A 21,212-nucleotide genomic window follows, 5' to 3' on the forward strand; every position below is an offset into this window, starting at 1 on the left:
GGCGATCACCCATAAGGCTTTCCGGCTTCTAGACAGAAAAAATGAAGTTTTTTGACGAAAGGGGTTGCGCACTCGGGGTCTGATCTATAAAGTACGCATCCGCTGCCACGGAGCACACGGCGACGAGGCAGCGGGGAAGTTTGCAGGTGATTGTTTTGACTGAGGTTTTGGTCGCTCAATCAGGATTTCAAATCCAGCCGCCGACTTCCGGATCGAAAAAAAGAGGTTGACTTTTCGATTCAGGGCTGTAAAATGCCCACTCTCTCGAAGCAGCCGCCACGGCGACTGAGGCAACATCTTCGAGACGCTCTTTAACAAGTCGATCAGGCAATTTGTGTGGGCGTCTGGCTCGTGTGACACCAGTCACATAGATAATCGAGCAGACGAACACTCGTCAAGAGTACTAGTTTGACCTCGAGCCCGGATTGATTCGCCTTTCGGAACTGCTTTTGCAGGGCCGGATAAAGAATCTCAAAGCTTCAAAATAAACTGAAGAGTTTGATCATGGCTCAGATTGAACGCTGGCGGCAGGCCTAACACATGCAAGTCGAGCGGTAACAGGGGTAGCTTGCTACCCGCTGACGAGCGGCGGACGGGTGAGTAATGCATGGGAATCTGCCCGATAGTGGGGGATAACTCGGGGAAACCCGAGCTAATACCGCATACGTCCTACGGGAGAAAGCAGGGGATCTTCGGACCTTGCGCTATCGGATGAGCCCATGTCGGATTAGCTTGTTGGTGAGGTAAAGGCTCACCAAGGCTGCGATCCGTAGCTGGTCTGAGAGGATGATCAGCCACACCGGGACTGAGACACGGCCCGGACTCCTACGGGAGGCAGCAGTGGGGAATATTGGACAATGGGGGAAACCCTGATCCAGCCATGCCGCGTGTGTGAAGAAGGCCTTAGGGTTGTAAAGCACTTTCAGTGGGGAAGAAGGCATGATGATTAATACTCGTCATGAAGGACATCACCCACAGAAGAAGCACCGGCTAACTCCGTGCCAGCAGCCGCGGTAATACGGAGGGTGCAAGCGTTAATCGGAATTACTGGGCGTAAAGGGCGCGTAGGCGGCTTGCCAAGCCGGATGTGAAAGCCCCGGGCTCAACCCGGGAACGGCATTCGGAACTGGCAGGCTAGAGTGCAGGAGAGGAAGGTGGAATTCCCGGTGTAGCGGTGAAATGCGTAGAGATCGGGAGGAATACCAGTGGCGAAGGCGGCCTTCTGGACTGACACTGACGCTGAGGCGCGAAAGCGTGGGTAGCAAACAGGATTAGATACCCTGGTAGTCCACGCCGTAAACGATGTCGACCAGCCGTTGGACCCCTTGAGGGTTTGGTGGCGCAGTTAACGCAATAAGTCGACCGCCTGGGGAGTACGGCCGCAAGGCTAAAACTCAAATGAATTGACGGGGGCCCGCACAAGCGGTGGAGCATGTGGTTTAATTCGATGCAACGCGAAGAACCTTACCTGCTCTTGACATCCTGCGAATCTCCCAGAGATGGGAGAGTGCCTTCGGGAACGCAGAGACAGGTGCTGCATGGCTGTCGTCAGCTCGTGTTGTGAAATGTTGGGTTAAGTCCCGTAACGAGCGCAACCCCTATCCCTTTTTGCCAGCGGTCCGGCCGGGAACTTCAGGGAGACTGCCGGTGACAAACCGGAGGAAGGTGGGGACGACGTCAAGTCATCATGGCCCTTACGAGCAGGGCTACACACGTGCTACAATGGCCGGTACAAAGGGTTGCGAAGCGGCGACGTGAAGCCAATCCCATAAAGCCGGCCTCAGTCCGGATCGGAGTCTGCAACTCGACTCCGTGAAGTCGGAATCGCTAGTAATCGTGGATCAGAATGCCACGGTGAATACGTTCCCGGGCCTTGTACACACCGCCCGTCACACCATGGGAGTGGACTGCACCAGAAGTGGTTAGCTTAACCTTCGGGAGAGCGATCACCACGGTGTGGTTCATGACTGGGGTGAAGTCGTAACAAGGTAGCCGTAGGGGAACCTGCGGCTGGATCACCTCCTTAAACGACAAGTGCTCACGCGAACCAGCGCGTCCACACAAATTGCCTGATCGGATAGAGCGAAGATGCCTGGGTCTGTAGCTCAGTTGGTTAGAGCGCACCCCTGATAAGGGTGAGGTCGGCAGTTCGAGTCTGCCCAGACCCACCAACCTGTCGGGGCCTTAGCTCAGCTGGGAGAGCGCCTGCCTTGCACGCAGGAGGTCAGCGGTTCGATCCCGCTAGGCTCCACCATACAGCTCGGTGTCACAATCTCGCTCGATACTGATGAAACCACAGTCAAAAGTCATGATGATGACAATCATCGACATGATTTCTGACTGTCTTTTTGACAGTACGCTCTTTAACAATGTGGATCATGCTGACCTGTCGGTCGGTGAACACCTCATCTTCGGATGGGCGTTGTGACCCGGCCGGCAGACAACGTATAAATTTGCTGCGATACATAATGTCGTATGTATTTCAGTAAATGTCGTGTGATTGTGAGACCGGACCCCTTGGGGTTATATGGTCAAGCGATTAAGCGCACACGGTGGATGCCTAGGCAGTCAGAGGCGATGAAGGACGTGACAGCCTGCGATAAGCGTCGGTGAGGTGGCAAATGACCTGCGACCCGGCGATTTCCGAATGGGGAAACCCACTCATCACAAGATGAGTATTCATGAGCCAATACATAACTCATGAAGGCGAACCGGGAGAACTGAAACATCTAAGTACCCCGAGGAAAAGACATCAATTGAGATTCCCCCAGTAGCGGCGAGCGAACGGGGACCAGCCCTTAAGCAGTGCAACCGATAGGCGAACAGTCTGGGAAGTCTGACCATAGCAGGTGATAGTCCTGTAGCCGAAATCCGAGCATTGTGAAATCGAGTAGGTCGGGGCACGTGAAACCCTGACTGAACATGGGGGGACCATCCTCCAAGGCTAAATACTCCTGACTGACCGATAGTGAACCAGTACCGTGAGGGAAAGGCGAAAAGAACCCCGGCGAGGGGAGTGAAATAGATCCTGAAACCGTGTGCGTACAAGCAGTGGGAGCAGACTTGTTCTGTGACTGCGTACCTTTTGTATAATGGGTCAGCGACTTATTCTCAGTAGCGAGCTTAACCGAATAGGGGAGGCGCAGGGAAACCGAGTCTTAAATGGGCGACTTAGTTGCTGGGAATAGACCCGAAACCGGGCGATCTATCCATGGCCAGGATGAAGGTCAGGTAACACTGACTGGAGGTCCGAACTCAAGTATGTTGAAAAATGCTGAGATGAGCTGTGGATCGGAGTGAAAGGCTAATCAAGCTCGGAGATAGCTGGTTCTCCTCGAAAGCTATTTAGGTAGCGCCTCACGTATTACCACCGGGGGTAGAGCACTGTTTCGGCTAGGGGGCCATCCCGGCTTACCAACCCGAGGCAAACTCCGAATACCGGTGAGTACAGCGTGGGAGACACACAGCGGGTGCTAACGTCCGTTGTGAAAAGGGAAACAACCCAGACCGCCAGCCAAGGTCCCAAAATCCCGGTTAAGTGGGAAACGATGTGGGAAGGCACAGACAGCCAGGAGGTTGGCTTAGAAGCAGCCATCCTTTAAAGAAAGCGTAATAGCTCACTGGTCGAGTCGGCCTGCGCGGAAGATGTAACGGGGCTCAAACCGGGTACCGAAGCTGCGGGTGCATCCTTATGGATGCGCGGTAGAGGAGCGTTGTGTAAGCCTGCGAAGGTGTATCGTGAGGTATGCTGGAGGTATCACAAGTGCGAATGCTGACATGAGTAACGACAAGGGGAGTGAAAACCTCCCCCGCCGGAAGACCAAGGGTTCCTGTTCGACGTCAATCGGAGCAGGGTGAGTCGGCCCCTAAGGCGAGGCTGAAAAGCGTAGTCGATGGGAAACGGGTCAATATTCCCGTACCGGATGTTATTGCGATGGGGGGACGAAGAAGGCTAGGTGAGCCAGGCGTTGGTTGTCCTGGTAAAAGCGAGTAGGCCTGGGGATCAGGCAAATCCGGTCCTCTATAAAGCCGAGACGCGAGACGAACAGACTACGGTCTGGAAGTCACTGATGCCACGCTTCCGGGAAAAGCCTCTAAGCTTCAGATAACATGCGACCGTACCCCAAACCGACACAGGTGGTCAGGTAGAGAATACCAAGGCGTATGAGAGAACTCGGGTGAAGGAACTAGGCAAAATGGCACCGTAACTTCGGGAGAAGGTGCGCCGGCCAGGGTGACGGGACTTGCTCCCCTAGCCCTGACCGGCCGAAGAGACCAGGTGGCTGCAACTGTTTATTAAAAACACAGCACTCTGCCAACGCGTAAGCGGACGTATAGGGTGTGACGCCTGCCCGGTGCCGGAAGGTTAATTGATGGTGTTAGCCGCAAGGCGAAGCTCTTGATCGAAGCCCCGGTAAACGGCGGCCGTAACTATAACGGTCCTAAGGTAGCGAAATTCCTTGTCGGGTAAGTTCCGACCTGCACGAATGGCGTAATGATGGCCACGCTGTCTCCACCCGAGACTCAGTGAAATTGAAATCGCTGTGAAGATGCAGTGTACCCGCGGCTAGACGGAAAGACCCCGTGAACCTTTACTATAGCTTCACACTGGACGCTGATGTTACTTGTGTAGGATAGCTGGGAGGCTTTGAAACCCCGACGCCAGTCGGGGTGGAGCCAACCTTGAAATACCAGCCTGGTATCATCGGCGTTCTAACTCCGCACCGTGATCCGGTGTGAGGACAGTGTGTGGTGGGTAGTTTGACTGGGGCGGTCTCCTCCCAAAGAGTAACGGAGGAGCACTAAGGTACCCTCAGCACGGTTGGAAATCGTGCAATGAGTGCAAGAGCATAAGGGTGCTTGACTGCGAGACGGACATGTCGAGCAGGTGCGAAAGCAGGTTCTAGTGATCCGGTGGTTCTGTATGGAAGGGCCATCGCTCAACGGATAAAAGGTACTCCGGGGATAACAGGCTGATACCGCCCAAGAGTTCATATCGACGGCGGTGTTTGGCACCTCGATGTCGGCTCATCACATCCTGGGGCTGAAGTCGGTCCCAAGGGTATGGCTGTTCGCCATTTAAAGTGGTACGCGAGCTGGGTTTAGAACGTCGTGAGACAGTTCGGTCCCTATCTGCCGTGGGCGTCGGAAGTTTGAGAAGTGCTGCTCCTAGTACGAGAGGACCGGAGTGGACGCACCGCTGGTGTACCGGTTGTCATGCCAATGGCACCGCCGGGTAGCTATGTGCGGACGGGATAACCGCTGAAGGCATCTAAGCGGGAAGCCCCCTTCAAGATGAAACTTCCCTGGAGCCTCGAGCTCCCTGAAGGGCCCTCGAAGACGACGAGGTCGATAGGCGCGGTGTGTAAGTGCAGCAATGCATTGAGCTGACGCGTACTAATTGCCCGTGAGGCTTGACCATATAACACCCAAGTGGTTCGCATCACACGAAAACGTTGATGTAATGATCAGCATGATCCCTATTTTGATCCGCTGCTTTAAAGCAGCCGGTCTGCAGAATTGCCTGACGACCATAGCGTGCCGGCACCACCCGATCCCTTCCCGAACTCGGTAGTGAAACGGCTCCGCGCCGATGGTAGTGTGGGGTCTCCCCATGTGAGAGTAGGTCATCGTCAGGCACCCCTTCCGAACCCCGGTCCAATGGACCGGGGTTCTTTTATGTGTGCTTGATAAAAACCGGCCGTGAGCCGGCCGGCCCTGCCCGGTCACTGGCGTGACCGGGCAGGGCGGTGTCTGGGCGGGCTTCGTTCTGACCTATCATGTACAATATCGGCTTTCATGTACTGCCTTCCCGGAAATACCTCCCCTATGTCTGCAAATGCCGATCGTGTTGCCAGCGAGATACTGCTTTATTGCCGAGCCGGCTTTGAGGCGGACCTTGCCGCCGAAATTTCCCAAAAGGCGGCCGGGTTCGGCGCCAACGGTTATCCGATTGCCGCTGCGAATACTGGGTTTGTGCGCTATGTTTTAGCCGATCAGCAACCGGTACATACGCTTCAGAGACAGCTTTCTTTCGAGACCCTAGTGTTTCCGCGACAGACGCTGGTTGCCTTTCCCCCACTTGCCAATCTTGATCGTGAAGACCGCATATCACCCATCATGGCACTGATTCGTGAAAGTGGCTGGAGCTTTGAACATATTTGCCAGGACCTTCCGGATACCAACGACGGCAAGGCGCTGACCGGACTGGGCAAGTCGATTCAAAAGGCTCTGGAAAGTGCCAGTCGCAAATGTGGGGCGCTACGCCGCAAGGCCGGCAAACGCTGGCTGCATTTGTTCTGGACGGCTGGCGATCAGGTACAGGTAGCGATCAGCTTTCCGGGCAATCGCAGTGAGTATCCCAATGGTATTCGCCATCTTCGTTTTCCACATGATGCGCCTAGCCGTTCGACGCTCAAGCTTGAAGAAGCTTGGCATACCTTTATTCCGGCAGGGCAGTGGGACGAATTGCTCGGTGAAAACATGTGGGCGGCGGATCTGGGCGCCGCTCCTGGTGGCTGGACTTGGCAGTTGGTCAAGCGTGGCATGAGTGTGTACGCCATTGATAATGGCCCCATGCAAGCATCATTGATGAATACCGGTCAGGTTGAGCATCTGCGTGAGGATGCCTATAGCTGGCAGCCTCCACATCCGCTGGACTGGCTGGTATGCGATATGGTGGACCAGCCCGTTAGAGTCGCCAGACTCATGGGGGCATGGCTTGAAAAGGGGTGGACGCGTCGAGCCATCTTTAACCTCAAACTACCAATGAAGCAGAGGTGGCAGGAGGTTGACCACTGCCTTGAGCTTCTGCATCAGTCGGTAGAGAATGCCGGTTTCAATGCGCACATCAGATGTCGTCATCTCTACCATGATCGGGAAGAGGTAACCGTTTATGTGGCGATCGTTTAACGTACGCCTGAGCAACTAGAGGGAGAGAGTCAGTGACCGAACAGTCTGACATCAATGACACACTGGATACATCTGGACTCTACTGCCCGGAGCCTATCATGATGATGCATAACCGGGTTAGAGACATGGCACCGGGTCAGGTGCTCGAGATTATTGCGACCGACCCGGCGACCACAAGAGATGTCCCAAAGTTCTGTACCTTTCTGGGGCATGAGCTGATTGGCCAGAGCGAAGAGGACGGCACATGGCGTTACTATATTCGTCTGGCATCCGATCAGTAACGTTATTCCTGAGTCACCATCATGACCGATAGCGCCTCAAGTGTGGCGGGGTCTTGGCTGCGAATACGGTTCGCGATCTGTCGCTGAAACAGATAAAGCGCTTCATGACGGGAATGTCCGGCATATAGGCAGTCATCACCAGGCAAAATCGGCTCTTCACAGACCTGTTCCTCGTCATGCAAAAGTGCCTCAATATTGCCGTTGCTGTAGAGATGCCAGCCATGGACCTGTTTTAGCTGCCAGCTATCATCATGGGCATGGCACAGGGCATGCGTACCCTGGGTATCGGGCAGATGCTGAAGGATGCAGGGCTCGTCTTCATATTCGTAATCAAAGTAGGCAGCGGCATGTTCAAGTTCGACCACCTTGTGAAGCGGTGGCGACTCCATGATCAGCTCGGATTCCGGATCACGATAGCCTACAAAACAACCCTGTTCCGGGTCTTCAAGCGTGTCGCAGCGCGTCAGGCAATCCAGCCAGGGCACCATTCCCACGACATGGCCGTCTTCCTGTAACCCCCATGCCAGCACAGGCATGCCGTAAAGGGAGTGAGGGTCGCTGGCAAGCTGATACAGCATTTCAAGCCCATCAAGCTCGGGTGCCAGGCGCACGATGCGATGCCTTTTACGCCGCTGCTGACGTACGGTGTCCAGGTCGATAACCTGCATACGATGATGAGTCGACATCGTGTTCATTGCTAGCCCCTCCGGTTATTCGTCCGGTATATCCCTTATCCTCGATCAAGCTGGCGTCCGGTGATTAAGACGCTTTTTTAACTATTAGCACACCTGCAGCAATGAATGTCATACCAACATTGATACTTTCATGGTCGGCGGCTGGAAACAACAGTCGTCAGCACTGAAAATCTCATGCTTTAGCAGTTATTGACCGGGCATGGCCGTGAGCCGTGCGGTACAGGCGAAGGCCCAGCAGGACGGAAGCCACGCTGAGTCCGGCAATCAGCCCCAGCCAATAGCCGTAAACGCCCCAGCCAGAGAAGAGTGCCGGCACGCCGCCGCCCAGCAGATGCCCGCCGCCCATGCCAACGATCCAATAGGATGCCAGGGTAATGAGCATGATGATGCGTGTGTCCTTGTAGCCTCTCAATGCACCCGCCATGCTCACCTGAAGCGCATCTGAAATCTGATAGATGGCTGCCAGTAAAATAAGATTGGCCGCCAGAGATCGTACCTCCATGTTGCTTGAATAGAGAGCGACAATGGGGTGGGCTGCGATAATCAGTACAATATCAATGAGAAGTGCTGCCACCAGTGCCATGCCAACGCCGTTCCACGCAATAAAACGAGCGCGTCTGGTATCTCCCTGCCCCAGGGTATTGCCAACCCGGACCGTCAGAGCCATCCCCAGCGATAGTGGGAGCATGAAAAGCAGCGAAGTAAAATTCAACGCTACCTGGTGTGCTGCAACCACAATTTCGCCGAAACTCGCGACAAAAAGCGCAATCAGGGCAAAGAGGGTCACTTCCGTGAAAATGGCCACGCCGATTGGCAGCCCTACGCGCAGAAGCTCTGCCGTCAGTTTCAAATTGGGTCGGCTAAATCCCTGCCAGATCTGAACCGGTGCATAAACTCTGGCGCGGCGGGTATAGACGGCCATGCACCCACACATGACCCACATGGCAATGGCCGTGGCAATGCCACAACCGGTAGCGCCCAGGGCGGGCAATGCCCCCAGCACAGGAAAGTCGATGCCCGTAAGAGACACAACTCCTGCGCCGCCAAAAATCAGTAAATAGTTAAAAGGAATGTTCACGGCCAGCCCCACCAGACTGATCCAGAGCGCCGGACGGGTGTGATTGACCCCATCGGAAAACGCGCGCAGTGCCTGATAGAGCGCGACGGCAGGCATGCCAAAGGCCACGGCATGCAGATATTGTGTCGAGGACGTGGCCACCGCTTCGGGCACTGACATATAGGCAAAGATCGGTTCGGCCGTCAGCCAGATCAGCGCGCACGACGCCAGACCCAGCAGCAGGGCCACCCAGAGTGCCTGATGGACACAGGGCCTGATGGCGCCCTGTTGTCGCGCGCCCATATGCTGCGCAACGATAGGAGTAAGACCCATCAGCGTGCCCGTCATGAACAGCATCAAGGGTACCCAGAGACTGGCACCGACCGAGACGGCGGCCAGATCGGTAGCGCTGGAATGGCCGGACATCATGACGTCAACAGTACTCATGGCGGCCTGCGCCAGCTGCGCACCAAGAATCGGCAGTGCCAGACGCATCAATGCGGAGGTTTCAAGGCGACAGGCGGTAAAATCGATGCGTAGCAAGACCGGCTCCAGCCAGAGGAAAGCGCCATTATAGCAAAGCGTGGTCCTGCCAAAGCCTTCTGGATTCGAACCTCGTGATAAAGTGGCGCGCCAAAAGTATACCTCAGGAGAAACCGGTGACCTCTCAGCAACAGGAGCATTATCAGGTCGAGCAGCTGATAACGCTTTTCAATCAAGTGTTTTCATCGCGTTACCAGACTCTTCTGGTGCGCGGTGATGACGAACCCATCTACCTGCCTGCCGATGAAGAACATGCTCACCACCGCATCGTGTTTGCTCATGGCTACTTTGCCAGTGCACTGCATGAGATCAGTCACTGGTGCATTGCCGGTGTGAGGCGTCGTCTACTGGAGGATTACGGTTACTGGTACATGCCGGATGGCCGTGATGACAGTGCTCAGGAGGCTTTCGAGGCGGCTGAGATCGCCCCACAGGCGGTCGAAAAAAGTCTGACGCTGGCGTGTGCTCGACACTTCAACGTCAGTATCGATAATCTTGAAGGCAGTGCCGACGTGGATCGCGACGCATTTGCTGCGAAAGTTGAGGCGCGGCGGCAGCGCTATCTGAATGAGGGGCTTCCGGTGCGTGCAGAAGCCTTTCGGCGAGCACTGAAGGGGCTTTTTATCGAAGGCCAATCACCCGAGCAGGCAGGGCATTGCGCGGGCGACTGGCTTGATCAGCACGCGCAGACGAGCTGACCGGACGCAAAAAGAGGTTACTCGGCGAGCATGTCATCTTCCATCCAGCGAACATGGAGCTTGAGCAAAGTCTCCAGATCATGCTCTGCGCGACCTGGTTCAAGCCCCATTTCATTGAACATTTCGCTGCGCTGCTGATGCCACTCATCAGGGTCGTTGTAGAGGGTGCCCGCATCGACGATGGACACGAAGGCACTACCGGCGACCGCCTCAAAAATGCGGGTCAGAGCCGCCTCATCCTGCTCTGGATTGGCGCTGTAAAGGGTGCTGCCGTGGTAATCGGCCTCCAGCTCACGAATGACATCGCTGACGCTGACGCCCATGGTGAGCAGCTCATCGGCATGATAGTCGCCCAGGCTGGCCACATCGTCTTCGAGCCACGCCTCATCGGGCTGGATCAGGGTGTGCTTGACGCGACCATCCGATAGCGTCCAGGCAATCGCCACAGGCACATCACCATCACCGCTTTCCAGCGCGATAAAGCCGGGAAGGTTCAGATCCTCGGTATTGGCAAACTCGTAATCATCCTGCATATCTATGGTGTCCTGAGATAGGTGTTCTGAAACGATCAGGTGGCAGCCGAAATGCCAAAGAAGCGTTGAGCGTTGGCGGTGGTACTGCGTGCGATGTCGGCCTCACCGACGCCTCGACAGAGCGCAATCTCGCGGGCGATCCATGGCAGCAGGGCCGGTTCGTGGCGCCTGCCCTTGAGTTTGGCCGGCAGGTTGCGTGGCAGCAGATAGGGGCAGTCGGTCTCGATCATCAAGCGATGATCGGGGATGTCGACCACCAGCTCACGCAGATGCTGTCCCCGCCGCTCATCGCACAGCCAGCCGGTCTGACCGATATACAGATCCAGATCCAGATAGCCATACAGTGTCTGTTTGTCCCCAGTGAAGCAGTGAACCACTGCCGGGCCGATGTCATCTCGCCACTGTCTGAGCATATCCAGCATGTCACTGCCGGCATCACGTTCATGTAAAAACAGCGGTTTCCGGGTCCTGGCCGCCATTTCAAGATGGGCTTCGAAGGCACGCCTTTGATCTGCCGGTGAAGAAAAATCACGATGATAATCCAGCCCACATTCTCCCACGGCCACAACACCAGGGTGAGTCAGGGATTCCTCAATAAAGTGCCTGAGAGAATCATCGAAATCGCCGGCATGGTGGGGATGCAGGCCGGCAGTCGAGTAGAGGGCCACTGGGGTATCGCGTCGGGTCATTTCAGCGCTGGCATCGATACTGGCGCGATCCGTTCCGGTCAGCACCATGGCGGTCAGGTTGGCCTGCGCGGCGCGTTCGAGAACGTCGTCCAGATCCTTTTGAAAGCTCTCGTGTGTCAGGTTGGCACCGATATCGATCAGGGGGGCCGGGGATTGAAAGCACAGGGCGTCGGGCAGCATGCCGTCTCCGTGGGTCATGATGAGTCTGGCCGCCATTGTAGGACACACGGTTCATGGATGTCCCATCGCCCGGCAGCCACAACCCGGACGCATGAGGTACAATGAGCCCTTCGCATATGCCTTCACTAATTTGCAGAGCTCCATGACGCTTTTACGACTGGAACAGCTTCAACTGGCCTATGGCACTCATGTGCTGCTCGACGGCGCCGACCTCGTACTGGAAAAGGGCGAGCGTCTGGCACTGGTGGGCCGCAACGGCACCGGCAAGTCGACTTTGATGTCCCTGATCGAGGGCCGGGCACTTCCTGATGGCGGCAATATCTGGCGAATGCCGGGACTTCGCGTGGGCACATTGCTGCAGCATCTGCCGCCGGCAGAAGGGCGCACCATTTTTGATGTGGTTGCCGAAGGGTTGCCCGAAACCGGTGAGCTACTGAGTCAATATCAGCATCTGATCGAGTCTGATGATCCTGACATGAACCGGCTGGCCACGCTGCAAACGGCCATCGAGGCCAGGGATGGCTGGTCCTATCACCAGCGTATCGACACCGTTTTGACCCGTCTGGGGCTGCCGGCCGCTACCATGATGGAAGGCCTCTCGGGTGGTTGGCGGCGGCGCGTGGCGCTGGCACGTGCTCTGGTGGTGGATCCTGATGTGCTGCTGCTTGACGAGCCGACCAACCATCTGGATCTGGATACCATCCAGTGGCTGGAAGAGCAGCTTTTGCAGTTCAATGGCTCGGTATTGTTCATTACCCACGACCGCGCCTTCCTGAAGCGTCTGGCCACCGGCATTCTGGAGCTGGATCGCGGTCGTCTCGGACGCTATCCGGGCGATTACGACAGGTATCAGGCTCAGAAGCAGCATGAGCTCGAGATTGAATCCCGCGAGCGTGATGAGTTCGACAAGAAGCTGGCAGCCGAAGAACGATGGATTCGTCAGGGGGTCAAGGCGCGTCGAACCCGTAACGAAGGCCGCGTACGCGCGCTCGAGAAGCTTCGGAGTGAGCGGGCCGAGCGTCGTGAGCGTCAGGGCAATGCCAACATCAACGTTGACAGCGGTGAGCGAAGCGGCAAGCGTGTGGTAGAGCTTGAAAACGTCAGCCACCGGTTCGGTCAGGACTGGGTCGTACGCGATCTGTCCATCGAGATACAGCGCGGCGATCGTATCGGTTTCATTGGCCGCAATGGCGCCGGCAAGACCACGCTTTTGAAAATCCTGCTGGGACAGCTCGAGCCTCAGGAAGGCAGTGTTCGGGAAGGCACCAACCTCAAGGTTGCCTATTTTGACCAGCTGCGGGCAGGTCTTGATATGGAGGCCACCGTGCTGGATAACGTGGCTGGCGGACGCGATCAGGTCAGCATCAACGGACGTGACCGGCATGTCATGAGCTACCTGCAGGACTTCCTGTTCTCACCCGATCGTGCGCGTCAGCCGGTGCGGGCCTTGTCCGGCGGCGAAGCCAACCGGTTGCTGCTGGCCAAGCTGTTCACCCAGCCGGCCAACGTTCTGGTGCTCGATGAGCCGACCAATGACCTGGATGTCGAAACGCTGGAGCTGCTTGAAGAACTGCTGATCAACTTTGACGGCACGCTGCTGCTGGTCAGCCACGACCGTGCCTTCATGGATAACGTCGTCACCAGCGTTCTGGCCTTTGAAGGTGATGGCGTCATTCGTGACTATGTCGGTGGCTATACCGACTGGGTACGGCAGGGCGGTAAGCTGCCGCCGGCACCCGGCGAAATGCGTGAACGGGACTCGGGGGGCAGCGACACGGCCACCGTTGAAAAAACACCTGCCAGAGAGAAAGCTGGCAGTCCCGCCGCGCCGGCCAAAAAGAAGCTCAGCTACAAGCTGCAGCGCGAGCTCGAGCAACTGCCGGGTCAGATCGAGGCGCTGGAAGTGCGTATTGCCGAGCTTGAAGCCACCATTGGGTCCGCCAGCTTCTATCAGCAGGACAGTGACACCATCAACGCCACGCTTGCCGATCATGGCAACGCTCAGCAGGCGCTGGAGCAGGCGATGGAGCGCTGGCTCGAACTGGAAAGCGACAGTGATTGATCGTCCGGCTTGAGACAACATCCTGCGCAATGGATGCGCAGGATTGGCCGTTAATCAAAAGGGGCACCGTGATGACGTTGCCCCTTTTTCAATCAGTACTTTCAGTTTTCGACCGACATCCTGAGTCGACCCTGCCGGGATTACTCGGTAGCTTCGCCATCAGCACCGACACGTACGGCCAGCACATCGCATTTGGCGCCGTGCAGCACGCCGGTGGAAGTAGAGCCAAGCAGCAGGGCAAACCCGGTTCTGCCGTGAGAGCCGACCACGATCAGATCCACATCACGCTCACCGGCAAAACGATGAATCTCGGCATCAGGCATGCCCACTACCACATGTTGATCTTCACGCGGGATACCGTGTTCGTCGGCAACTTCAGCCAGGCGATCCCGGGCATGACCATCCAGCTGATCCTGAATGCTGGTGAGGTCCATGGGAATATCACCGCCGTAGGCAAAGCCCAGCGGTTCGAGGGTGTGGATGATGGAGACCCGTGCATTCTGGTTTCGCCGTGCGATGCGAATGGCGCGCGCCAGAACCAGACCGGAGTCACGTGTCAGGTCAACGGCCACCAGTACGTGCTGATAATATTCGCTCATGTTCCTGTTCTCCCATCATTTTCCGAAGCGACCGGCTTCGTGGCTTGATCCGTCGACAATGCCTCGTCAGCGTCGTGATCCTAATTTATCCGCTGACGAAGGGGGAGGGAAGAGGCTGGCCGACTCTGCCTTATCGAATCACGCCGATGGCTCGCTGTCCTGCAGCGCCAGTTCGTGGCTGCCGTTGCTCTCGATCAGGGTCAGAACACGCTCGAAATGTTCGAGATCTTCTTCACTGATGTCCTTGAGCATGTCACTGCGCGCATCGTTGACGGCTCTTTCGATCTCTTCGAGCAAGGGCGTGGCCTGAGTCGTGAGATATACCAGCTTGGTACGACGATCTTCTTCGCTGGGGCGTCGCTCGATCAATCCCTGCTGACCCAGTTGATCCAGCGTGCGCACCAACGACGGCGCCTCGACGCCAATCGTGCGTGCCAGATCACACTGTGCCTGACCATCTCCATAGCGCCATAGATGATAAAGCGTGACCCAACGCGTATGCGTCATGCCAAGAGGAGCGAGCCGCTTGTCGATAACGGCGCGCCACAGCCGCGGTACACGCGAAACCTTGAGGCAGAGAGATTCGTGCATGTTATCCGTTGGTCATGATGGATCGGGCGCTGGTGGTGACTGTCTACCGCGCTCGATACAGGTTAACTTTTGTCCGATAAGGCAGGAATCAATCCTTCTGATGCCTGCGCAGCCAGCCGATACCAGGCGTTCTTTCAAGATGGCCATCGACCTTGCGGGCCTGATCGACATCGTCGATCACCTCAAAGCGTATCACGCCCAGCCGCTGTCCGGCATCCGTTACCACGTCTACCTGCCAGTCTCCTGCAACATCGGCACCAAAGTGCTGCTTGCGCGACCATGCCCGATAGCCCTGATCCCTGCCGCCCTGAATGGTCAGGTCGATCTCGTCCACGACCTTGCCCTCGTGGCGCCAGACGTGGCGAATATGCTCATTGAGCCCCAGCGGCGCATGAATGGCCGTAAAGGCATAAAGCCCCCGGGCACGCAGATTGTCGGAGGTCAGCACCATGCTGCCTCTGGGTTCACGCGCGGCCTCATCAAAGGACGGCGACAGTGCGCTGGCATCGATCCACAGCGTGGCGGGCGGAATGAAGGTTCGCAGGGCCCAGGCGCCGCCGCTGATGCCGATGGCCAGTACCAGCAAGACCAGCCAGCGCCAGGCCCGATCGGGGCGCAGGACACTGATCAGGCTGGGCAGCGCTACCAGCGGGAAGGCGATGGCGGCCAGCAGCAGACTGGTACCGGTAGACAGTCTCAGCAGCAGGGGGCCGACCACCAGCAGCACGGCAAACACGCACAGGGCGTGATAGCTGAAATAGAGCCAGCGGCGCTTTTCGGCGATCTGGAAATAGAGGGGATCAATGATGGAGACGATGGCGCAAAGCACCAGCAGTCCGGTAAAGATGGCCTGACCGCTGTCCCAGACGGTGGTGATCAGAAAAAAGGGCAGGCAGAAGAACAGGGTTTCCTGGTGAGTCAACTGCGCGCAAAAGGTCGCCAGCAGCCGTGGCAGTGATGAATGTTCACGGTGTCGATGCCACCAGCTCCAGAGGCTTTCAAGCGACAGCAAAAGCCAGGTCATCATCAGCGCCAGCGCCAGCCATGCGCCCAGGCTCTGCTGACGACTGATCAAAAAAAAGCTGAAAATACCGCTGCCAAAACTGATCAGCGGCCACAGCCAATAATAGCGACGCAGCCAGTGATAGAGACGTTCCAGCCGAGCAGGGACGAGATCGGAGACGCTGTTCATTCTGGTTTACCCGCGCCCGGCCAGGGTAATGCGATAGCTGTCCGCCATTTCGGCCAGCATGCCCCGACCACCAGCAAGCGTCAGAGCCAGATCGGCAAGGCTTGCCCAGGTCGGCAGGGGGGCTGCACCCTTGATGGCCTGATCAATGCGCTGTGACAGCAGCAACAGCTTGTGGAGTCTTTTAAGAGGTAGTCGTTTCAGGGCCTGCTGATACTGAGGCCGTCGCTTCTCGGGAATCATGGGTCTTTGCGCCTTGCAGGCATGTTCAAGGCTCTGGCCCTGATCCATGTGTTGCCGAACGGAGAGCAGCGTACGCAGCTCACGAGTCAGTGCCCACAACACCACGGGGGCCTCGATACCTTCTTCTCTCAGACCCGTTACGATTCGCACTGCCCGGTCGCGCTCACCGCGCAGGCAGGCATCCGTCAGGTTGAAGACATCAAAGCGAGCACTATCTTCTGTATCGGCAGCAACCGCCTTCGCATTCAGTCTTGCCCCGGCGGGATGAACCAGCGCAAGACGAATCAGCGCCTGATCTGCTGCCAGCAGATTGCCTTCGGTGCGCTCGGCAAGCAGGCGGGCTGCCTCCTGATCCAGATCCAGCCCGTGGCGTCCGGCGCGGTCACGCACCCAGAAGTGCAGCCGCTGGTGGTCGATGGGCCACACCGGGACATGGACGCCCTTGCTTTCAAGCGTTTTGAACCACTTGCTCTGCAAAAGGCGCCGTTCCATGCGCCCGGCACTGATCAGCAGGATATCGCTGCTACTGTCAGCCTGCTGCGCGTAGGACTCCAGTGCACGGGCGCCCTCCTGACCGGGTGACTGTGATCCCAGTCGCAGCTCGATCAGTCGAGATGTGGCAAACAGCGACAGGTTGTTGGTGCTCTCCATCAGCTGATGCCATCCAAATCCCTGTTCGACCTGCAGGATTTCTCGCTCCTCGACACCGGCTTCACGGGCGCGATGGCGGATGGCATCACAGGCTTCCATATGCAGCAGCGGCTCTTCGCCCGCCACGATATAGATGGACGAGAGCTTGCGCGCAAGCTGCTCGTGCAGCTTGTCAGGGTAGACCCTCATTCCGTCCGGTCCTTCAGGATGATGATGCCGTCGATGAAGCGTGAACCGTTCCGGCACTGTCCGGCTGGAAGGTTTGCAGTCGGTCGATCAGACGACGGGCCGCTTCCTGATGAAGCTCATCCTTTAATGCCTCGCGCGCGTCGTCACGGGTCAGCAGCTGATCACTGCTGGTATAGAAGGTCCCCGATACGACCACGCTTTCCTGACTGGCCAGATAGGCACCGTCGTCGACTCTCTGCAGCGACCAGGGGACGGTCAGCGTCAGCTGACGCTCCTGCGTGCCGGCATCACCAAACGTCAGTTCGCGCTCCAAAAATTCTTCGGAGCCCAGGTTGAGGCGCAAGGGTGCCTGGTCGTTAAGCGTCACACCGGCGCTGTTGAGTTCCTGAGTGACCTGGCGAGTCAGCGCGCTGGTCGGGCCATCGGCACTTTCCAGCGCCAGCTCACCGAGAGTAAGCGTGCTGCCGGGCCCCGTGCCGCGAAGCTGGAAACCGCAGCCGGCCAGAGCCAGCATGAGGCCTGCGCCTGCCAGGCCTGCAATAAACGAGCGTCTTTTCACCTTGAACTCCTTGTGCGCCGTAACGACGGCGCGGAGAGTATTGTCCTGGTTTCCCGCCGGTTGAAGGCGGGAAGCGTTCCGCAATCCCTGGCTCAGCCAACCACGATATTGATCAGCTTGCCGGGTACCACGATGACCTTGCGTACCGTCTTGCCTTCAATATGACGTTCGACGTTGGCATCCTTCATGGCGGCCTGCTCGATGTCATCCCGCTCGGCGCTGGCCGGCATGCTGATGCGGCCTCGAAGCTTGCCGTTGACCTGAACGGCAAGTTCGACGCTGTCACGCGTCAGCGCCTGCTCATCGATCTGTGGCCAGTCGGCATCAATGGCGGGCGTGTCGTGGCCCAGCTGATGCCAGAGCGCATGCATGGCGTGTGGAGTGATGGGCGCGAGCAGCAGCACACAGGCTTCCAGTGCTTCGCGAACCACGGCCAGTCCCTGAGGGCTGGTATCCTCAAAACGCGAGACGGCGTTGGAAAGCTCCATAACGGCCGCAATGGCGGTGTTGAACGTAATGCGTCGGCCGATATCGTCGCTGGCCTTGGCAATGGTTTCATGCGTCTTGCGCCGCAGCGTGCGCTGATCGTCCGTGAGACTCTCGATTGCCAGAGCGGCCGGCGCACCGTTTTCGACATGTTCAATGACCTGGCGCCAGAGACGCTTGAGGAAACGATGAGCGCCTTCAACGCCGGAGTCGGACCATTCGAGCGACTGCTCGGGCGGGGCGGCGAACATCATGAACAGTCGAACGGTGTCGGCACCAAAGCGGTCGATCATGGATTGCGGATCGACGCCGTTGTTTTTCGACTTCGACATCTTCTCGATGCCGCCGGGGGTAACCGGTTCACCATCGCTGATCAGGCGTGCAGTGAGCGGGCGGCCACGGTCGTCACGATCTACCGTGACCTCCAGCGGATTGAACCAGTCACGGCCGCCATTGGGCAGTTCGCGGTAGTAGGTTTCAGCCACCACCATGCCCTGCGTGAGCAGGCGCTTGAAGGGCTCGTCGCTCTCGACCAGACCGAAGTCGCGCATCAGCTTGTGGAAGAAGCGCGCATAAAGCAGGTGCAAAATGGCGTGCTCAATGCCACCGATGTAGATGTCCACCGGCAGCCAGTAATTGGCACGCTCATCCAGCATGGCCTGATCGTTATCGGCGCAGCAGAAGCGGGCGTAGTACCAGGACGACTCCATGAAGGTGTCAAAGGTATCGGTTTCGCGAACCCAGCCGTCGCCCAGATCATAAAAGGCCGGCATTTTCTTCAGCGGTGAGCCGGTGGCGTCAAACTCGACCTCCTGGGGCAGTTCGACCGGCAGCTCGTCATCGGTCAGCGGGACCGTCTGGCCTTCAGGGCCATACTTGACTGGAATCGGTGCACCCCAGTAACGCTGGCGGGCCACCCCCCAGTCACGCAGGCGGAAGTTGGTTTTCACCACACCGCGGCCTTCCTGCTCGAGCCGGGCGGAAATGGCGGAAAAGGCCGCATCAAAATCCAGTCCGTCATATTCACCGGAATTGATCAGCGTACCGTGCTCGGTAAAGGCGCCCTCAGACAGATCGGGGGCATTACCTTTTCCATCAGCGATGACCGGGCGAATGGTCAGATCGTATTTTGTCGCAAATTCCCAGTCACGCTGGTCGTGCCCGGGCACGGCCATGACGGCGCCAGTGCCGTACTCCATAAGAACGAAGTTGGCCACGAAGACGGGCAGGCAATCGCCACTGATGGGGTGAATGGCCTCAAAACCGGTGGCCAGTCCCTTTTTCTCCATGGTGGCCATGTCGGCCTCCGACGTACCACCCTGGCGACATTCCTGACGAAAGGCCGTCATGCCTTCGACATGGGCGCTGGCGGCGTCTGCCAGCGGATGGTCGGCGGCGACGGCCAGATAGGTCACGCCCATCAGGGTATCCGGACGGGTCGTGAATACCGTCAGCGCCTCGCTACCTTCCGGTAGCGCGGGGCCATCTTCTGCCACATCAAAGCTCAACTCCAGACCGCGTGACTTGCCGATCCAGTTGCGCTGCATGGTCTTGACCTGTTCGGGCCAGTCAACATGCTCGAGGTCTGCCAGCAGTTCTTCGGCGTAATCGGTAATTTTTAGAAACCACAGCGGGATGTCACGACGTTCGACCAGCGCGCCCGAGCGCCAGCCACGGCCGTCGATGACCTGCTCATTGGCCAGCACTGTCTGATCCACTGGATCCCAGTTGACTGTGGAGTTTTTCTTGTAGACCAGTCCCTTTTCGACCAGACGCGCAAAAAACCACTGTTCCCAGCGATAATAGTCGCTGTCACAGGTCGCAAATTCGCGGTCCCAGTCATAGGCAAAACCAAGCGCCTTGAGCTGGTCGCGCATATAGTCGATGTTTTGATGGGTCCAGTCACCGGGGGCGACCCGGTTCTTGATCGCGGCATTTTCAGCCGGCATGCCAAAGGCATCCCAGCCCATGGGCTGCAGGACGTTTTTGCCCTTCATGCGTTGAAAGCGGGAGACGACATCGCCGATGGTATAGTTACGCACATGCCCCATGTGCAGTTTGCCGCTGGGGTAGGGAAACATGCACAGGCTGTAATACTTTTCGCGATTGGCATCTTCAACCGCCTTGAAACAGCGGTTTTTTTCCCAGAACTGCTGGGCGGTGCGTTCGATTTCGAAGGGGTTGTATTGTGCGTCCATCGTGTTCGTCTTGAAGCCTTGGGCCGTTGGGCGGCGACGCCCTGGAAATGTATGCGGGTCGAATGACCGGTCTTCGAGGCAGCAGAACGGTGTCATGACGTGATCAACATCGTTCTGGACAGCGCGCCCTGAGCCGTCAATGCTTGAAACGACGACATCGATCCGGCCGCTGGTGGTGATCAAGGATACCCGACTCGGCCTGTGACAGGTAGGCCCGAGCCGCGAGGTTTATATCATCGAACGTATATGCAAGGAGCTGGGCCATGGCTGAGCATGATAAATCTTCAAGAGACAATGATATCGAGCCTGCAATCCGCACGCAGGATGCCCCGCAGACGTCTTCCGAGTCCTCTGCCGAACACGGTTCCGGTCGTCTTTCCGAGGCTTATGAGCGCATCGTGGCGCGGTTTAATAATCGAAGCGACTCGCTGTCACGAGAGGGGCTACAGGAGGAACTCGATGAAGCGCTGAGCTTTGAGGCGGATGTTGAAGAATTCACCCGTGACGAGCTTGCCATTCTGCGAGCCTGGGTGGAGCGCGATGTCAGCGAATTTCGGCGCTACCTGGTCAGCGGCGGAGAGAGTCTGGCGGGCTTTCTGGGTATCGATCTGAGCATGCTGTCCGAGCGCTTGCGTCATGGCCTCCTGTCCGTGGCCGATCGTACGGCGCTGGATCAGCGCCGTTTTGAAGAAGAGCTTGAGGTGGCGCGCGCTGACTATACCGAAGGCGAAGTGGTGGCGCCGGGCCGCATGTCCTGCGTTCACTGCGAGCATCCTGTCATCCTGCATTATCGACAGCTGCTTGAGCCCTGCCATCAGTGTGGCCATCGCTATTTTCAGCGCGCGCCGTCCTGATCG

At 57.5% G+C, this 21,212-nt stretch carries 15 protein-coding genes, 2 tRNA genes and 3 rRNA genes; 10 read left to right on the forward strand and 10 right to left on the reverse strand.

Going from position 1 to position 21,212, the window contains the following annotated elements; translation table 11 throughout:
• Window positions 1–486: 486 nt before the first annotated feature.
• The 7 genes from B9H00_RS14725 to tusA all read left to right on the forward strand — a co-directional run bounded on the left by B9H00_RS14725 (window position 487) and on the right by tusA (window position 7,193).
• A 16S ribosomal RNA gene (locus tag B9H00_RS14725) occupies window positions 487–2,026 on the forward strand.
• Between the two features lie 68 nt (window positions 2,027–2,094).
• Window positions 2,095–2,171, forward strand: a tRNA-Ile gene (locus B9H00_RS14730).
• A gap of 7 nt (window positions 2,172–2,178) precedes the next feature.
• Window positions 2,179–2,254, forward strand: a tRNA-Ala gene (locus B9H00_RS14735).
• 275 nt (window positions 2,255–2,529) lie between these two features.
• Window positions 2,530–5,422: ribosomal RNA gene (locus B9H00_RS14740) — 23S ribosomal RNA — on the forward strand.
• 101 nt (window positions 5,423–5,523) lie between these two features.
• Window positions 5,524–5,639: ribosomal RNA gene (gene rrf, locus B9H00_RS14745) — 5S ribosomal RNA — on the forward strand.
• The 16S, 23S and 5S rRNA genes sit together here with 2 tRNA genes alongside, the layout of an rRNA operon.
• A gap of 190 nt (window positions 5,640–5,829) precedes the next feature.
• The gene (gene rlmM / locus B9H00_RS14750) at window positions 5,830–6,912 is read left to right on the forward strand and encodes a 23S rRNA (cytidine(2498)-2'-O)-methyltransferase RlmM (protein WP_086901289.1); all 1,083 of its coding nucleotides are present in this window, start codon (window positions 5,830–5,832) and stop codon (window positions 6,910–6,912) included.
• Between the two features lie 32 nt (window positions 6,913–6,944).
• On the forward strand, window positions 6,945–7,193 hold the full coding sequence (gene tusA, locus B9H00_RS14755) for a sulfurtransferase TusA (RefSeq protein WP_086901290.1): 249 nt from the start codon (window positions 6,945–6,947) through the stop codon (window positions 7,191–7,193).
• A gap of 2 nt (window positions 7,194–7,195) precedes the next feature.
• Here tusA and B9H00_RS14760 read toward each other — a convergent pair whose 3' ends face one another.
• Both B9H00_RS14760 and B9H00_RS14765 read right to left on the reverse strand, forming a co-directional pair.
• Window positions 7,196–7,888: a hypothetical protein gene (locus B9H00_RS14760; RefSeq protein WP_086901291.1), complete on the reverse strand. Its 693-nt coding sequence runs from the start codon at window positions 7,886–7,888 to the stop codon at window positions 7,196–7,198.
• A gap of 172 nt (window positions 7,889–8,060) precedes the next feature.
• Entirely contained in the window at window positions 8,061–9,440 is a 1,380-nt protein-coding gene (locus tag B9H00_RS14765; RefSeq protein ID WP_086901919.1) for an MATE family efflux transporter, read from the reverse strand.
• Between the two features lie 164 nt (window positions 9,441–9,604).
• Between B9H00_RS14765 and B9H00_RS14770 the strand changes: the two genes are divergently transcribed.
• Entirely contained in the window at window positions 9,605–10,186 is a 582-nt protein-coding gene (locus B9H00_RS14770; protein ID WP_086901292.1) for an elongation factor P hydroxylase, read from the forward strand.
• A gap of 17 nt (window positions 10,187–10,203) precedes the next feature.
• Here the strand turns inward: B9H00_RS14770 and B9H00_RS14775 are convergent, their stop codons facing one another.
• Window positions 10,204–10,719, reverse strand: coding sequence for a hypothetical protein (locus tag B9H00_RS14775; RefSeq protein ID WP_086901293.1), 516 nt, complete (start codon window positions 10,717–10,719; stop codon window positions 10,204–10,206).
• A 35-nt stretch (window positions 10,720–10,754) separates the two neighbouring features.
• The gene (locus B9H00_RS14780; protein ID WP_236944302.1) at window positions 10,755–11,606 is read right to left on the reverse strand and encodes a TatD family hydrolase; all 852 of its coding nucleotides are present in this window, start codon (window positions 11,604–11,606) and stop codon (window positions 10,755–10,757) included.
• 124 nt (window positions 11,607–11,730) lie between these two features.
• Between B9H00_RS14780 and B9H00_RS14785 the strand changes: the two genes are divergently transcribed.
• Window positions 11,731–13,650, forward strand: coding sequence for an ATP-binding cassette domain-containing protein (locus B9H00_RS14785; RefSeq protein ID WP_086901921.1), 1,920 nt, complete (start codon window positions 11,731–11,733; stop codon window positions 13,648–13,650).
• A gap of 140 nt (window positions 13,651–13,790) precedes the next feature.
• Here the strand turns inward: B9H00_RS14785 and B9H00_RS14790 are convergent, their stop codons facing one another.
• The 6 genes from B9H00_RS14790 to leuS form a co-directional block, all read right to left on the reverse strand.
• On the reverse strand, window positions 13,791–14,249 hold the full coding sequence (locus B9H00_RS14790; RefSeq protein ID WP_086901294.1) for a universal stress protein: 459 nt from the start codon (window positions 14,247–14,249) through the stop codon (window positions 13,791–13,793).
• 138 nt (window positions 14,250–14,387) lie between these two features.
• A complete protein-coding gene (gene slyA, locus B9H00_RS14795) occupies window positions 14,388–14,840 on the reverse strand; it encodes a transcriptional regulator SlyA (protein ID WP_086901295.1) in 453 nt (150 codons plus the stop codon).
• A gap of 88 nt (window positions 14,841–14,928) precedes the next feature.
• Window positions 14,929–16,032: a DUF5924 family protein gene (locus tag B9H00_RS14800; protein ID WP_086901296.1), complete on the reverse strand. Its 1,104-nt coding sequence runs from the start codon at window positions 16,030–16,032 to the stop codon at window positions 14,929–14,931.
• 6 nt (window positions 16,033–16,038) lie between these two features.
• Window positions 16,039–17,112: a DNA polymerase III subunit delta gene (gene holA, locus B9H00_RS14805; RefSeq protein WP_086901297.1), complete on the reverse strand. Its 1,074-nt coding sequence runs from the start codon at window positions 17,110–17,112 to the stop codon at window positions 16,039–16,041.
• Window positions 17,113–17,125: 13 nt separating this feature from the next.
• On the reverse strand, window positions 17,126–17,671 hold the full coding sequence (locus B9H00_RS14810) for an LPS-assembly lipoprotein LptE (RefSeq protein ID WP_086901298.1): 546 nt from the start codon (window positions 17,669–17,671) through the stop codon (window positions 17,126–17,128).
• A 92-nt stretch (window positions 17,672–17,763) separates the two neighbouring features.
• Window positions 17,764–20,355 (reverse strand): leucine--tRNA ligase, encoded by a 2,592-nt coding sequence (leuS, locus tag B9H00_RS14815; RefSeq protein WP_086901299.1) that lies wholly within the window; start codon window positions 20,353–20,355, stop codon window positions 17,764–17,766.
• A 263-nt stretch (window positions 20,356–20,618) separates the two neighbouring features.
• Here leuS and B9H00_RS14820 point away from each other — a divergent pair, with 263 nt between their 5' ends.
• Complete coding sequence (locus B9H00_RS14820; RefSeq protein WP_086901300.1) at window positions 20,619–21,209, forward strand: zinc ribbon-containing protein; 591 nt, start codon at window positions 20,619–20,621, stop codon at window positions 21,207–21,209.
• Window positions 21,210–21,212 lie beyond the last annotated feature (3 nt).

Source organism: Kushneria marisflavi (assembly GCF_002157205.1).
GTDB classification, from domain to species: domain Bacteria; phylum Pseudomonadota; class Gammaproteobacteria; order Pseudomonadales; family Halomonadaceae; genus Kushneria; species Kushneria marisflavi.